The 12,890-nt window shown below is 55.3% G+C and carries 15 protein-coding genes; 9 read left to right on the forward strand and 6 right to left on the reverse strand.

Going from position 1 to position 12,890, the window contains the following annotated elements; translation table 11 throughout:
- The first annotated feature begins 45 nt into the window (after window positions 1-45).
- Window positions 46-1,674 (forward strand): isovaleryl-CoA dehydrogenase, encoded by a 1,629-nt coding sequence (locus EE896_RS02635; RefSeq protein ID WP_039659428.1) that lies wholly within the window; start codon window positions 46-48, stop codon window positions 1,672-1,674.
- Here the strand turns inward: EE896_RS02635 and bsmA are convergent.
- Window positions 1,648-1,974 carry a biofilm peroxide resistance protein BsmA gene (gene bsmA, locus EE896_RS02640; RefSeq protein ID WP_003855330.1) on the reverse strand — a complete coding sequence of 109 codons (327 nt, stop codon included), beginning with the start codon at window positions 1,972-1,974 and terminating at the stop codon, window positions 1,648-1,650. The two genes, EE896_RS02635 and bsmA, sit on opposite strands and share 27 nt — an antisense overlap.
- Before the next feature lie 56 nt (window positions 1,975-2,030).
- The gene (locus tag EE896_RS02645) at window positions 2,031-3,962 is read right to left on the reverse strand and encodes a methyl-accepting chemotaxis protein (protein WP_140916438.1); all 1,932 of its coding nucleotides are present in this window, start codon (window positions 3,960-3,962) and stop codon (window positions 2,031-2,033) included.
- A 159-nt stretch (window positions 3,963-4,121) separates the two neighbouring features.
- Here EE896_RS02645 and yjfP point away from each other — a divergent pair, with 159 nt between their 5' ends.
- The gene (gene yjfP / locus EE896_RS02650; RefSeq protein WP_140034128.1) at window positions 4,122-4,871 is read left to right on the forward strand and encodes an esterase; all 750 of its coding nucleotides are present in this window, start codon (window positions 4,122-4,124) and stop codon (window positions 4,869-4,871) included.
- Window positions 4,872-4,920: 49 nt separating this feature from the next.
- On the opposite strand, the gene EE896_RS02655 is transcribed toward yjfP, so the two are convergent.
- The gene (locus EE896_RS02655) at window positions 4,921-5,127 is read right to left on the reverse strand and encodes a hypothetical protein (RefSeq protein WP_003855333.1); all 207 of its coding nucleotides are present in this window, start codon (window positions 5,125-5,127) and stop codon (window positions 4,921-4,923) included.
- A 404-nt stretch (window positions 5,128-5,531) separates the two neighbouring features.
- On the opposite strand from EE896_RS02655, the gene rpsF reads away from it, so the two are divergent.
- From rpsF to rplI, 4 genes are read left to right on the forward strand one after another with little or no spacing between them, the layout of a single operon-like run.
- Complete coding sequence (rpsF, locus tag EE896_RS02660; protein ID WP_003855334.1) at window positions 5,532-5,927, forward strand: 30S ribosomal protein S6; 396 nt, start codon at window positions 5,532-5,534, stop codon at window positions 5,925-5,927.
- A 6-nt stretch (window positions 5,928-5,933) separates the two neighbouring features.
- Window positions 5,934-6,251 (forward strand): primosomal replication protein N, encoded by a 318-nt coding sequence (gene priB, locus EE896_RS02665; protein WP_010256154.1) that lies wholly within the window; start codon window positions 5,934-5,936, stop codon window positions 6,249-6,251.
- Between the two features lie 4 nt (window positions 6,252-6,255).
- Window positions 6,256-6,483, forward strand: a complete 228-nt coding sequence (gene rpsR / locus EE896_RS02670) for a 30S ribosomal protein S18 (RefSeq protein WP_002210155.1) — start codon at window positions 6,256-6,258, stop codon at window positions 6,481-6,483.
- 39 nt (window positions 6,484-6,522) lie between these two features.
- Window positions 6,523-6,972: a 50S ribosomal protein L9 gene (gene rplI / locus EE896_RS02675; RefSeq protein ID WP_003855506.1), complete on the forward strand. Its 450-nt coding sequence runs from the start codon at window positions 6,523-6,525 to the stop codon at window positions 6,970-6,972.
- 82 nt (window positions 6,973-7,054) lie between these two features.
- On the opposite strand, the gene EE896_RS02680 is transcribed toward rplI, so the two are convergent.
- Entirely contained in the window at window positions 7,055-7,729 is a 675-nt protein-coding gene (locus EE896_RS02680; protein ID WP_152333568.1) for an OapA family protein, read from the reverse strand.
- A 220-nt stretch (window positions 7,730-7,949) separates the two neighbouring features.
- On the opposite strand from EE896_RS02680, the gene fklB reads away from it, so the two are divergent.
- On the forward strand, window positions 7,950-8,570 hold the full coding sequence (fklB, locus tag EE896_RS02685; RefSeq protein ID WP_003855508.1) for a BamJ family beta-barrel-assembly machinery protein: 621 nt from the start codon (window positions 7,950-7,952) through the stop codon (window positions 8,568-8,570).
- A gap of 44 nt (window positions 8,571-8,614) precedes the next feature.
- Here fklB and EE896_RS02690 read toward each other — a convergent pair whose 3' ends face one another.
- On the reverse strand, window positions 8,615-10,558 hold the full coding sequence (locus tag EE896_RS02690; protein WP_140916439.1) for a bifunctional 2',3'-cyclic-nucleotide 2'-phosphodiesterase/3'-nucleotidase: 1,944 nt from the start codon (window positions 10,556-10,558) through the stop codon (window positions 8,615-8,617).
- A 295-nt stretch (window positions 10,559-10,853) separates the two neighbouring features.
- On the opposite strand from EE896_RS02690, the gene cysQ reads away from it, so the two are divergent.
- Complete coding sequence (cysQ, locus tag EE896_RS02695) at window positions 10,854-11,597, forward strand: 3'(2'),5'-bisphosphate nucleotidase CysQ (protein ID WP_003855511.1); 744 nt, start codon at window positions 10,854-10,856, stop codon at window positions 11,595-11,597.
- Between the two features lie 56 nt (window positions 11,598-11,653).
- On the opposite strand, the gene EE896_RS02700 is transcribed toward cysQ, so the two are convergent.
- Window positions 11,654-12,211 (reverse strand): YtfJ family protein, encoded by a 558-nt coding sequence (locus EE896_RS02700; RefSeq protein WP_110410966.1) that lies wholly within the window; start codon window positions 12,209-12,211, stop codon window positions 11,654-11,656.
- Window positions 12,212-12,525: 314 nt separating this feature from the next.
- Between EE896_RS02700 and EE896_RS02705 the strand changes: the two genes are divergently transcribed.
- Window positions 12,526-12,732: a DUF1107 domain-containing protein gene (locus EE896_RS02705; protein WP_003855513.1), complete on the forward strand. Its 207-nt coding sequence runs from the start codon at window positions 12,526-12,528 to the stop codon at window positions 12,730-12,732.
- Window positions 12,733-12,890: the final 158 nt, after the last annotated feature.

Genomic DNA, 12,890 nt, shown 5'->3' on the forward strand with positions numbered 1-12,890 from the left:
AAGACGACGGGTATACTTACTGAGTGACATCCGCGAGGAGCCGTTATGACCTGGACAACACACACTGTTTTTAATCAGCCTCATCCTCTGAGCAACAGCAATCTGTTTCTGTCTGATACGCCGCTTGGCGAGGCACTGTCACGCGAAGGTGCCGGATGGGATCGGGAATGGCTGGCATCGGTAGGTCGTCAGCTGGGCAGCGCCGAGTCTCTGGAGCTGGGCCGACTCGCCAATGCTGAGCCGCCTGAACTGCTGCGCTACGACGCCCGTGGCGAACGCATGGATGAAGTTCGTTTCCATCCCGCCTGGCATCTGCTGATGCAGGGTGTCTGCGCCAGTCGCCTGCACAACCTGAGCTGGCAGCCCACGGTTCGTGAACAGGCCAGCGTGGCGCGCGCTGCGCGCTTTATTCTGCATGCGCAGGTTGAGGCGGGCACGCTCTGCCCGGTGACCATGACACACGCGGCCATTCCCCTGCTACAGACTTATCTGCCGGCCGCCTTTGAAGGCTGGCTCGATCCGCTGCTCAGCGATCGCTACGACACCCATGCACAGCCCGGCGACCAGAAGCGGGGTCTGCTAATCGGAATGGGTATGACGGAAAAGCAGGGCGGCAGCGATCTGCTCACCAGCACCACCCACGCTGAACCGCTGGGCGCGCGTGGCGCAGGTGAAGCCTACCGCCTGACGGGCCATAAATGGTTTTTCTCCGTGCCACAGAGTGATGCGCATCTGGTGCTGGCTCAGACGCCTGCCGGATTAAGCTGTTTCTTCCTGCCGCGGCTGTTACCCGATGGGTCACGCAATGCCATCCAGCTGGAGCGGCTAAAAGATAAGCTGGGCAATCGTTCCAATGCCAGCTGTGAAGTGGAGTTTCGCGACGCGACTGGCTGGCTGCTGGGTGAGGAGGGCGAAGGCGTGCGGCTGATCCTGAAGATGGGCGGCATGACGCGTTTCGACTGCGCCCTTGGCAGTCACGGTCAGATGCGCCGCGCTTTCTCGGTAGCCGTCTCGCATGCCCATCAGCGTCAGGTAATGGGGAAAAATCTGGTGGAGCAGCCGCTGATGCGTCAGGTTCTGGCTCAGCAGGCATTGCAGCTGGAGGGGCAAACTGCACTGCTGATGCGGCTGGCGCGCGCCTGGTCACAGCCGGCAAAACCGCATGAAGTCACCTTTGCCCGCCTGTTTACGCCCGCGGCAAAATATGAGATCTGCAAAGCGGGTGCGCCGTTCGTTGCGGAGTCGATGGAGGTGCTGGGAGGGATCGGCTATTGCGAGGCCAGTGAGCTCCCGCGCCTCTATCGTGACATGCCCGTCAATAGCATCTGGGAAGGATCGGGCAACGTGATGTGCCTTGATGTGCTGCGCGTGCTTGCCCGTCAGGCAGAGGTTACCGCGATGCTAAGTCAGGAATTTGAAGCAGTGAAGGGGAGTAACCGCCATTTTGATACGCGCTGGCGTCAGCTGCGTCTGAGGCTTAACCACGTTCCTGAAGAGCAGGCGCGTGAGGTTACCCGCACGCTGCTGCTGCTGGCAATGGGTGCACAGCTACTGAAATATGCCGAACCTCCGCTGGCGGATGCATGGTGCCAGCAGTGGCTCGACCAGCGTGGCTCGCGCCCGCTTGAGGCCGCGATTACCGATCGTTTACTGGACCGTGCCTGCGGCAGGTGATGCGCCGTACAGAATCGCACTGGCGTACCAGAAGCCCGGCATGACCGTTTCGCTCACCATCACGATCTGATAGTAAGCGGCTCCGGCCTGATTGGCCTGGGCGGCAACGGCACGCTGGGCATCATCCGGTGAGCCGTGTACGTTAACGGTAATATTGCCCAGCTTCGGCAAACCGCCACTCTGCGCCCGTGAAATCTCCTGTGCCTGTTGAGTCGGCGCAGGCGGGGCTTTTGGCGTGGTGTCAAACGCCGAACAGCCTGCCAGCAGCAGGCTGAACACCAGTAAATAAGCAGAACGCATAGCAAAACCCTTTTTCAGGACGAGACAATGAGTGTACGTCATCGCCCTGAAAGACGTCAGGATTTCAGGCTGAATACGCTGACCAGCTGGGTCAGGTGGTGCCCTTTATCACTCAGGTTCTGCGCGCTGTTTTCCGCCTGTGCCACCAGTTCGCTGTTCTGGTGCGTCGCCTGACTGATCTGGTTCATCGCAATATTAACCTGACCGATACCTGCCGCCTGCTCCTGCGCCGCCACGTTGATCTCGCCCATCAGTGCCTGCACCTGCTCGATGTGCGTCACAATGTTGGTCATTGCATCGCGCGTCTGCTCAGAGAGCTGATGGCCCTCTGCCACGTTGCTGATAGAGGTCGCAATCAGTCCGTCGATCTCTTTAGCGGCTTGCGCGGAACGCTGAGCCAGCGCGCGCACCTCGGCGGCTACCACGGCAAAACCCCGGCCCTGTTCGCCAGCACGCGCCGCTTCAACCGCAGCATTCAGCGCCAGGATATTGGTCTGGAAGGCGATCGACTCAATCACATGCGTGATATCCGCAATGCTTTGCGATGAAACCTTAATGGCTGACATGGTATTGACAGAGCGCACCACGGTTTTGCTGCCGTGACTGACGATATTGCTGGCTTCGGCCACCAGTGACATCGCCTGACGCAGGCTTTCGGCGGTGTGTTCAACCGTGGCACCAAACTGCTCCATGCTGGCAGAGGTCTGCTCGACGCTGCTGGCCTGACGCCCGATCTGCTCGCTGATGTTATGGCTGCTGGCCGCGATGGTGTCCGTGCCGTCGCTGATCTCCTGCGCCGCACCGCGCACCTGGCCGACAATTTTCTCCAGGCCATCGCCAATGCCGTTAATTGCAATGATCAGCTGGCCAACTTCGTCGCGACGAAGCGTATCCATATGGACCTGCAGGTTGCCGGCGGCATACTGCTCCGCCAGATGAATCACCTGCTGCAGCGGACGGGTAATCGCCCGACGGCTGTACCAGACAAAGCCCAGCGCAAAGACGATTACCAGAACCAGTCCGGTAATCAGGAACAGGTTACGGCTATGCGTAATGGGCGCAAGCAGGTTGTCGCGGTTAACTTCGCCGGTAATCACCCAGTTCCAGTCCGGCAATTGCTCCCAGGCCAGAATCTGCATCTCACCATTGATCTCCACCTGCTGCATACCTTTCGGCTCCGTCAGCAGCGGTTTCAGCGTTGCATCATCCCAGTCGGGGCGTTTTCCTTCGTCGTGCTGATCGAACAGATACGCTCCCTGCGTTTTACCGGGCGTGCCGTTGAGCACGAAGAAATGACCGCTATCACCCAGCTTACGCGCCAGGATTTTTTCTCGCATCAGCGCATACTGTTTATCAATACCCACACCGACGAACAGAATGGCAACGACTTTACCGCTCTCATCTTTTATCGGCTGATACTGTGTGATATAGCGATGGCCGAACAGCGTCGCCAGCCCGCGGTAGACTTCGCCCTGGTGAACACGTTTCCAGGCCGCCCCGGTGCGGTCAAGCTGCGTACCGATTGCGCGACTGCCATCCTCTTTTTTCAGCGAGGTTGAAACACGGACAAAGTCATCGCCATCGCGCACGAAAATGGTCGCCACGGCGGCGGTGCGCTCGGTGAAATCGTCTACGGCAGTTTGATCGAGATTCAGTGTTTTCAACCCGGCACGCAGCACTGGCGTCGAAAAGGCACCGACCTGCACCCGCGAGCTTTCATCCAGGCTAAAGCGCTTAGGCAGGAAGCTGGTAAACAGATCGGTATAGTGAGCCACCTCTTCGGTGAGGGTGGCATTAAACATAGTGGCCATTTCACTGATGCCCTGCACCTGGTTGTGCATGTCATCGATGGCGAGATTTTCCAGCTGGCGCGAGGCGTTGTGGCTTTGAGTCAGTGTCAGTACCAGCAACAGCAGTGCAACGCTGAGAGACGTCAGTACAGACAGCTTAACTCCGAGACTCAGTCCGCTGAGAGATAGACGCTTCATAAATTACCTTTGATCAAGTTAGGGGAATACACGATCAACGGCAGAGCAGGGGAAAAGTTTAGGGAGAAGTTAGACAGCTAAGCGGAGCGGGTGATTTCGCAAATCAACCCGCAGAACACAGACTTGATCGGCATGCCTTGCTGCCTCTCAGGAGAGACCATGATTGAACTCACTACAGAAACACTGGCCGGTATCGAATGCCTGCACGCCACGCCTGCCGGACAACGGCATCAGCCACTGCCAACCGTGCTGTTTTATCACGGCTTTACCTCATCAAAAGAGGTCTACGCCTATTTCGCCGTGGCGCTGGCACAGGCGGGGTTTCGGGCGGTGATGCCGGATGCGGAGCTGCACGGCGCGCGTTATTACGGTGATGCCAATGCACGCCTGGGCCGCTTCTGGGAGATTCTGAAACAGAACATTGATGAGCTGCCATGGCTGGAGGCTGCGCTGCGTAGAGACAATCTGATCGCTGACAGGCGTTTCGCAGTGGCGGGTGCGTCGATGGGTGGCATGACAGCACTGGGCGCGATGGCGCGTTATCCGCAGATCCAGAGCGTCGCCTGTATGATGGGATCGGGCTATTTTATGCAACTGAGCGAATCGCTGTTTCCACCGCTGGTGGCGGATACGCCGGAGCAGAAAGCGCAGTTTGCGGCCCGCATGGCTCCCCTGACGGACTATGATCCCTGCAACCATCTGGAGGCACTGGCTAACCGTCCGCTACTGCTGTGGCATGGCGAAGCGGATGAGGTTGTGCCCTGGGCGGAGAGTGTCCGGCTGGAGAGGGCGCTGCGTGACAATGGACTGGCGCAGCATCTGACCTCACTGTCGGAAAAACAGATCGGGCATAAGATCACGCCCTCTGCATTAACGGCGCTGGTCAGCTTTTTTAGACAGCAGTTATAAATAATGAACGGGCGGAGAAGGACTCTGCCGCCCGTAAAATTACCAGCACTTACCAGAACGCAGACGCTTTTTCTGCTGCGCTGGCAGGCGCATTAACCGGGTTTCTTTCCGGCGTATCCAGCCGGTTAACGTAAACATAACCCGATGCCGCTTCGCTGCTGTGACTTCTCATCTGCTGCGCACAGTCAGCATGGCTGGCAAGAGCGGGTGGAGACAGGAAGAGACCCAGTAAAGTGGCGATGACGAACGTTTTCATGCCCGACTCCTCACTTCAGGGAACACACTCTGCGTGACGCCACTAAGCGAACCGTGACGTCTCTAATCAGTTTAGCGACTGAGTAAATTATCGCCAGATCATCCACCTGAACCTCTTTGTCAGCATTTTTGAACCTTCGCCGCCCAACCTGCTGTATTTACGTCATTAGCACAAAAAGCCCCGATATCTGGCACGACGCCTGCGATTTGTTTAAATGTGCGCTTGAGTTCAGGCACCTTCGCCGGTATGATTACGCGTCAATTTTTCAGCCGCATTCTCAGGCTGTGTCCCACAAACGCTCGTCACTGCGAACCTTTGTGGGACACAGCCTATAACGTTCCTTGCTTCCATGGGCCGCGGTTGACCCCGACAGGAGGCTGAATAATCCGTAAGGAGCAATTTCGATGCGTCATTACGAAATCGTATTTATGGTTCATCCTGACCAGAGCGAACAGGTTCCTGGCATGATCGAGCGTTACACTGGTGCTATCACTGGTGCTGAAGGCACGATTCACCGTCTGGAAGACTGGGGCCGCCGTCAGCTGGCTTACCCGATCAATAAACTGCACAAAGCGCATTACGTTCTGATGAACGTTGAAGCGCCGCAGGAAGCGATCGATGAGCTGGAAACGAACTTCCGCTTCAACGACGCCGTTATCCGTAGCATGGTTATGCGCGTTAAAAACGCGGTAACTGAAGCATCACCGATGGTTAAAGCGAAAGATGAGCGTCGTGATCGTCGCGAAGATTTTGCTAACGAATCCGCTGATGAGTCAGATGCTGGGGATTCTGAAGAGTAATCCATCGTGACGGTCAATCGACTTCGCCTGTCTGGCACTGTGTGCAAGACACCGGTTCGAAGAGTTAGCCCGTCAGGAATTCCTCACTGTCAGTTTGTGCTTGAGCACCGCTCAGTGCAGGAGGAGGCCGGGTTTCACCGGCAAGCCTGGTGTCGTATGCCTGTTATTATTAGCGGCAGCGCCCATCAGGTGATTACTCAACATATAACGGTCGGCACGCAACTCACACTCGACGGTTTCATTAGTTGCCATCAGGCACGAAATGGCCAGAGCAAAGTGGTGTTCCATGCCGAGCAGATTGAATTGATAGATTCTGGAGACTAGCCTAATGGCACGTTATTTCCGTCGTCGCAAGTTCTGCCGTTTCACCGCGGAAGGCGTTGTTGAGATCGATTACAAAGACATCGCAACGTTGAAAAACTACATTACCGAAAGCGGTAAAATTGTCCCGAGCCGTATCACCGGTACTCGTGCAAAATACCAGCGTCAGTTGGCTCGCTGCATCAAGCGTGCGCGTTACCTGTCTCTGCTGCCGTACACTGATCGTCATCAGTAATCGGCAACTGTCCATTAACGACTTTAAGAGGATAAGGTAATGCAAGTTATTCTGCTTGATAAAGTAGCAAACCTTGGCACCCTGGGTGATCAGGTTAACGTTAAAGCGGGCTATGCTCGTAACTTCCTGGTACCACAGGGCAAAGCTGTTCCTGCTACCAAGAAAAACGTTGAGTTCTTCGAAGCACGCCGTGCTGAACTGGAAGCCAAACTGGCTGACGTTCAGTCTGCAGCAACTGCACGCGCTGAGAAAATCAATGCACTGGGCACTGTAACCATCACGTCTAAAGCGGGCGATGAAGGTAAACTGTTCGGTTCAATCGGTACCCGCGACATCGCTGATGCAGTTACTGCAGCTGGCGTTGAAGTCGCTAAGAGCGAAGTTCGTCTGCCGAACGGCGTTCTGCGCACTACCGGTGAGCATGAAGTAAGCTTCCAGGTTCACAGCGAAGTCTTCGCTAAACTGAACGTGAAAGTTGTTGCTGGTTAATTTTATTAACTGAGCACGACATCAACGCCGGCCTTGTGCCGGCGTTTTTGTTTTTATGCCTTTCAATAAACTGCTGTTGGCCTTACTGCGCGCGAATAAAGCTGCCATCTGGCTGACGCGTAAACAGCACCGGGCCATTTGCGCCATCAACGGTCAGACCGGTTACCACACCCTGCGCATCCTGACGGATTTTCACCTGCTGACCACTTTTCAGTGAGCTGAGCGGCTGGTCACTGCCTTCCACCCGCGCCATCGCAAACACATCATTGACCGGCAGACTGTTGTCACGAAACAGCTGCGCCAGCGTCTGACCCGACGCAATGGTCATATTGCGCCATTCGCCCTGAGAATCAGCTTTTGGCGTCTGCTGAGACGCTGAGGATGAAGGCTGACGGGCACGGTTGTTATCATAAATATCCGCCTGCATCGGCACCTCTTTCTCCGCAGAAGGCGAAGACTGCTCGACCGGATAACGCAGGGTACTGGTGGGCCAGAGAAACGCCACCAGCATCACCAGCAGTGCCGCCACAATGCCACGACGGTGCGGCGCAGGCAGCGGATCCATCCAGCGAATATGGTCGGTAAAATGCCAGATACGCTGAAGCCATGTCGGCAGGCGGGATGACGTGTCTGAAGCCATTCGGGTTTCCTCCTCTCCGGCAGTTTGCTGTAGCCTGCGTGCGGCCAGCCAGGTCTGCAGCCGGGATACCATTTGTTTTGCACGCATCCTGCGGCGGCGTGGGGCAATCTGGCCCATGTTTGCTCTCTTATTCAGGTGCTACAGATGAGGTGATCCCCATCGATAGTTATAGTATGGGCAATACCGGCGCGAAGTGCCTGCCAGCATTGATAAATTTGACGTGGCTATTGTTTCTCTTTCATCAGCAAAAGTCATCTGCGACGCAGGGCATTTTACGCCAGCGGCCTGCGCTGCTATGCTGCCGGTTCGAATTTATCCGAGAGTGAAAGGAACGAAGATGACTACCCCTTCTTTCGACAGCGTCGAAGCACAAGCAAGTTACGGTATTGGTTTACAGGTTGGCCAGCAGTTGCTGGAATCTGGTCTGCAGGGTCTGCAACCAGAAGCACTGCTCGCGGGTCTGCGCGACGCGCTGGAAGGGAACTCGCCGGCCGTACCGGTTGATGTGGTTCATCGCGCACTGCGTGAAGTGCACGAACGCGCGGAAGGCGTGCGTCGTGAGCGTACCGAAGCTATGGCCGCAGAAGGTCAGGCATTCCTGCAGGAACATGCGCAGCGTGAAGGCGTGAGCAGCACCGAATCAGGCCTGCAGTTCAGCGTGATTACTCAGGGTGAAGGTCCAATCCCATCACGTCAGGATCGCGTACGCGTTCACTACACCGGCAAACTGATCGACGGCACCGTGTTCGACAGCTCAGTTGCCCGTGGCGAACCGGCAGAATTCCCGGTAAGCGGCGTTATCCCTGGCTGGATTGAAGCGCTGACGCTGATGCCGGTTGGCTCAAAATGGGAACTGGTGATCCCACAGAACCTGGCGTATGGCGAGCGCGGTGCGGGTGCCTCTATCCCACCATTCAGCACGCTGCTCTTCGAAGTTGAGCTGCTGGAAATCCTGTAAGATAAGACGCTGCAACCACCCCGGTTGCAGCGTTTTCTCCCGCCTTATTTCTGCTGTAAATTTACCTGCCACAGTGCAAAGCCAATCGCATCTGTTCCTTTGGGCTGAAGCGGATATTGCGCATGCTGCTTAATAAATCCGGTCGCCTTATCGCCCGGTGCCGTTTCAAACTGAATATCGAGCGGAGTGGATGAGGTAATCGGTGCCAGACGCCAGTTATTGTCCGCCTTCGGCTGAACTGCGCCATGCGCTTTGGTTTCCGCGCTGATGTAGGCTGCTACCACCGAACGGTTCTCATCTGGCGAGGCAAAGGCGATGTACTTATCTCCGGTGCCGGCAAACTTGCCGCCATATGCGCGATAGTTATTGGTCGCCACCAGGAAGAGAGCCTGCGGATCGATGGGTTTACCCTGCCAGGTAAGCTGACGGATGCGTGAGGCGTCAGGATGGATCAACTGACACTCTGCGTCATAACGCGCGGGCTGGGTCACATCAATCTGATAATTGACTCCATCAATCACATCGAAGTTATAGGTGCGGAAATCCCAGTTAATCAGCGACTGCGTTTTGCTGCTGTGCGGATCGATCTGGTTAAACTGGCCTGCTGAGCATTCCAGCCACTCTTTCACCTGCGCACCCGTGACTTTCATCACGACCAGTGTATTGGGATAGAGATAGAGATCGGCCGCATTACGGAAAGTCAGGGCACCTTTCTCCACTTCGACATAGCTGGCAGGATCGTTTTTACGTCCGCCCGCTTTAAACGGCGCGGCAGCAGAGAGCACCGGCAAACGGCCCAGATCCGGATCGCCCTGAATGAAATGCTCCACATAAGCGCGCTGCGCATTATTGACGATCTGCACCGTTGGATCGTCCTGAACCAGCGACAGATAGCTGTACATTACGTCAGCCGACTTGCCGATGGGCTTCGCCACAAACTCCCGCGTGGCGCGGTGATCGTCAGCCAGCACTTTCACCAGCGCCGGATCTTCCGCCGCCAGCGATTTCTTCGCGGCAGTATCGTAGATCGGTCGCGCCTCTGCTTTGCCGCTGCTCACCTGCCAGCGTCCGCCCTCATTGTTCAGCACCAGATCGACCACGCCAAGATGATCGCCCCACATGCCTGGCATCACCGCCGGAACCCCGTTCAGCGTGCCGTTAGCAATGTCTGCGCCTTTGATGCCAGCAAACTCCTTGCTGGGGAAGACGGCATGCGCATGACCAAACAGGATGGCGTTAATATCTTCCACCTGGCTGAGGTAGTAAACCGAGTTTTCTGCCATTGCGTGATACGGCTCGCTGCTCAGGCCGGAGTGAGGGATAGCAATAATCAGATCGGCACCCTGCGCGCGCATCTCAGGCACATAGCGGCGAGCTGTTTCGGTGATGTCATCCACCCGTACCTTGCCCTGCAGATTGGCTTTATCCCACACCATGATCTGCGGCGGCACAAAGCCGATATAGCCAATCTTCAGGGTCTGCGATTTGCCCTCGCGATCAACCACCGTAGTGGATTTGATGAGGTAAGGGGTAAACAGCGGTTTGCCGCTCTTCACATCAATCACGTTGGCGTTCACATAAGGGAAGCGCGCACCCGCCAGCGCTTTTTTCAGGTAGGGCAGGCCATAATTGAATTCATGGTTACCGAGGTTGCCGACAGCGTAATCCAGCGTATTAAGCGCCTTGTAGACCGGATGGATTTCACCCTCACGCAGCCCTTTAGCCGCCATGTAGTCGCCCAATGGGCTGCCCTGAATGATGTCGCCGTTATCAACCAGCAGGCTGTTCTTCACCTCCTGCCGGGCGGCGTGAATCAGCGTGGCGGTGCGCACCAGACCAAATTTCTCGGTTGGCGTATCTTTGTAGTAGTCGAAATCCATCATATTGCTGTGCAGATCGGTGGTTTCCAGTACGCGTAAATCCACCGTCGCGGCCTGGGCGGCGACGGAAACGCTCAGGGCCAGTAACATCATTCCGGGCTTAAACATGCTTGCTCCTGCTGCAAATTAAAATCAGGCTCTCAAAATAATGTAAAAGCATGACAGATAGTCATTTTAAATCGTGATGGATATAACGTTTTGACGCATCAGCCTGCGACTCATTCTTATACGATAAAGGCTCACTGGCGGCAGCATGGCGATAAGCACGTAACTATGATATTGATATATCTATAAATTGAATTGCCGCCGGACCAGTAAACAGGCTGGTCAGGCGGAACTGCTAAAATGTCACTATCTGAAGATGGGCTGATCCTGCAGCAGACAGACAAAAACGAGGTGAAAAATGTTAGAGCAAATCTGCCAACTGGCACGCGAAGCTGGCGACGCGATTATGCAGGTCTATAACGGTGCCGCGCCGCTTGACGTTTCTCACAAATCGGACGATTCGCCGGTGACCGCTGCGGATATCGCGGCGCATGAAGTCATCATGGAGGGGCTGAAACAGCTATCGCCTGACATACCGGTACTTTCAGAAGAAGATCCGCCAGCCTGGGATGTCCGTCAGCACTGGCAACGCTACTGGCTGGTTGATCCGCTGGATGGCACCAAAGAGTTCATCAAGCGTAACGGTGAATTTACCGTCAATATTGCGCTGATTGAAGCGGGCAAGCCGGTGATGGGCGTCGTCTATGCGCCAGTGCTGGGCGTAATGTATTCCGCGGCAGAGGGTAAAGCGTGGAAAGAAGAGGGCGGTCATCGCGAACAGATTCATGTCCGTGACGCACGTCCTCCGCTGGTCGTGGTCAGCCGCTCACATGGTGACGACGACGAGATGAAAGAGTACCTGAAGCAGTTAGGTGAGCATCAGACCGTTGCGACCGGCTCCTCACTGAAATTCTGTCTGGTGGCAGAAGGTAAAGCTCAGCTCTATCCCCGTTTCGGGCCAACCAATATCTGGGATACCGGCGCGGGTCATGCCGTGGCGATGGCTGCGGGTGCGCATGTACATGACTGGCAGGGCAAAACCCTGGACTATGCGCCGCGCGAATCCTTCCTGAATCCCGGCTTCCGCGTTTCGCTCTTTTAAGACGATATTGGCATAAATGCCCGGCGAGCGATTCTCTCGCTCCCGGGTGTTCAGCATTACTCTTTCAGCAGTGAGTTGACCAGCGCGATAACTTTTGTCACTTCATCCTGCGTCAGCGAACCATCCTTCACAAACTTCACTTTGCCCTGCTTATCCAGCACGACGATGGCGGAACCACCAGGCTGTAACTGCCAGCTGTGCTGCACGTTGCCTTTGCTGTCTATGACAAACTGAGACCAGGGATATTGCTGCTTGTTGGTCTCGACGCTGCTGCGCACAAACATGCCCGTGCCCGGAATCGCGTCATCGGTATTGACGATGGTGGTGGTCTGATAGCGATCATGCGGCAGCTTCGCGGCTTTGATCGCTTCTACCAGTGCCGCGTTCATCTCTTTCGCAGATGAGCGACCCGCAATATGCTGGATGACGCGAACTTTTCCGCTGAGCTGCGCGCTATTCCAGTTTTTGTAGCTAAACTTCTCCTGTTGCAATAACAGCTCGCCTTTGTCATTCACGCCTACAGCCGGTACCCGCATATCCAGTCTGAGGTTTTGAGCCATCGCGCCTGCCGGTATCAACAGAGACAACGCCACAGCTGCCAGGGTTATACGCATTGTTATTTCCTTAGGTGATCAGACCAGTCAGTCATTTTACTGCAATAGTAAGCAGGGATGATGCGCCTGTCCTGGAAAGGTGTCAGGTTTGTTATGGCCGCCACAATTCCTTAATCAATGAAGGTTTATACTGTGTTGTGTGAGCCTGATAACAGAGTGTTCTGTAATGATGTGTCAATTCAGTAAAAAAATTCACTTTTAGGAACATCAGTCAGTTTTAGTGTTCTATAGTTATCGCGAATTCGCGCTTCATGGGCTGGAACCAAATTTGGAAACGGCGAAGCGTGCTTAAAAATGTACAGGAGTTAAACAGCATGAAGATCTTCCAGCGCTATAATCCGCTACAAATAGCGAAATATGTAAAAACGCTTTTCAAAGGAAGGTTGTATATCAAGGACGTGGGCGCGTTCGAGTTCGATAAAGGGAAAGTATTAATCCCTCGCGTCAAAGACAAACAGCACCTGAGCGTGATGTCAGAAATTAACCGCCAGGTCGTTCGTCTCAAACTTGAGTTCAACTAATAACAAGGGCGCCGATGGCGCCCTTAGTGTATGACCTATCAGGCTATTCCCTTTGCCTGTCCGAACACGGACGGTGCCCACAATCTCCAACTGCTACGTAAACGTTCCGGTTGTTCCGCGCGCTCTGTATCCAGGACTGCCTGGGACAATAATAGCCG

Origin of the sequence: Pantoea eucalypti, from assembly GCF_009646115.1 — a bacterium.
GTDB lineage: Bacteria > Pseudomonadota > Gammaproteobacteria > Enterobacterales > Enterobacteriaceae > Pantoea > Pantoea eucalypti.

What these genes read in the sequence shown, in the direction of transcription:
- EE896_RS02705 (WP_003855513.1), top strand. Translation starts at nt 12,526, where the DNA reads ATGAAGATCTTCCAGCGCTATAATCCGCTACAAATAGCGAAATATGTA.
- fklB (WP_003855508.1), top strand. Translation starts at nt 7,950, where the DNA reads ATGACTACCCCTTCTTTCGACAGCGTCGAAGCACAAGCAAGTTACGGT.
- EE896_RS02655 (WP_003855333.1), bottom strand. Translation starts at nt 5,127, where the DNA reads ATGAAAACGTTCGTCATCGCCACTTTACTGGGTCTCTTCCTGTCTCCA.
- rpsR (WP_002210155.1), top strand. Translation starts at nt 6,256, where the DNA reads ATGGCACGTTATTTCCGTCGTCGCAAGTTCTGCCGTTTCACCGCGGAA.
- EE896_RS02700 (WP_110410966.1), bottom strand. Translation starts at nt 12,211, where the DNA reads ATGCGTATAACCCTGGCAGCTGTGGCGTTGTCTCTGTTGATACCGGCA.
- EE896_RS02645 (WP_140916438.1), bottom strand. Translation starts at nt 3,962, where the DNA reads ATGAAGCGTCTATCTCTCAGCGGACTGAGTCTCGGAGTTAAGCTGTCT.
- bsmA (WP_003855330.1), bottom strand. Translation starts at nt 1,974, where the DNA reads ATGCGTTCTGCTTATTTACTGGTGTTCAGCCTGCTGCTGGCAGGCTGT.
- cysQ (WP_003855511.1), top strand. Translation starts at nt 10,854, where the DNA reads ATGTTAGAGCAAATCTGCCAACTGGCACGCGAAGCTGGCGACGCGATT.
- EE896_RS02635 (WP_039659428.1), top strand. Translation starts at nt 46, where the DNA reads ATGACCTGGACAACACACACTGTTTTTAATCAGCCTCATCCTCTGAGC.
- rplI (WP_003855506.1), top strand. Translation starts at nt 6,523, where the DNA reads ATGCAAGTTATTCTGCTTGATAAAGTAGCAAACCTTGGCACCCTGGGT.
- yjfP (WP_140034128.1), top strand. Translation starts at nt 4,122, where the DNA reads ATGATTGAACTCACTACAGAAACACTGGCCGGTATCGAATGCCTGCAC.
- rpsF (WP_003855334.1), top strand. Translation starts at nt 5,532, where the DNA reads ATGCGTCATTACGAAATCGTATTTATGGTTCATCCTGACCAGAGCGAA.
- EE896_RS02690 (WP_140916439.1), bottom strand. Translation starts at nt 10,558, where the DNA reads ATGTTTAAGCCCGGAATGATGTTACTGGCCCTGAGCGTTTCCGTCGCC.
- EE896_RS02680 (WP_152333568.1), bottom strand. Translation starts at nt 7,729, where the DNA reads ATGGGCCAGATTGCCCCACGCCGCCGCAGGATGCGTGCAAAACAAATG.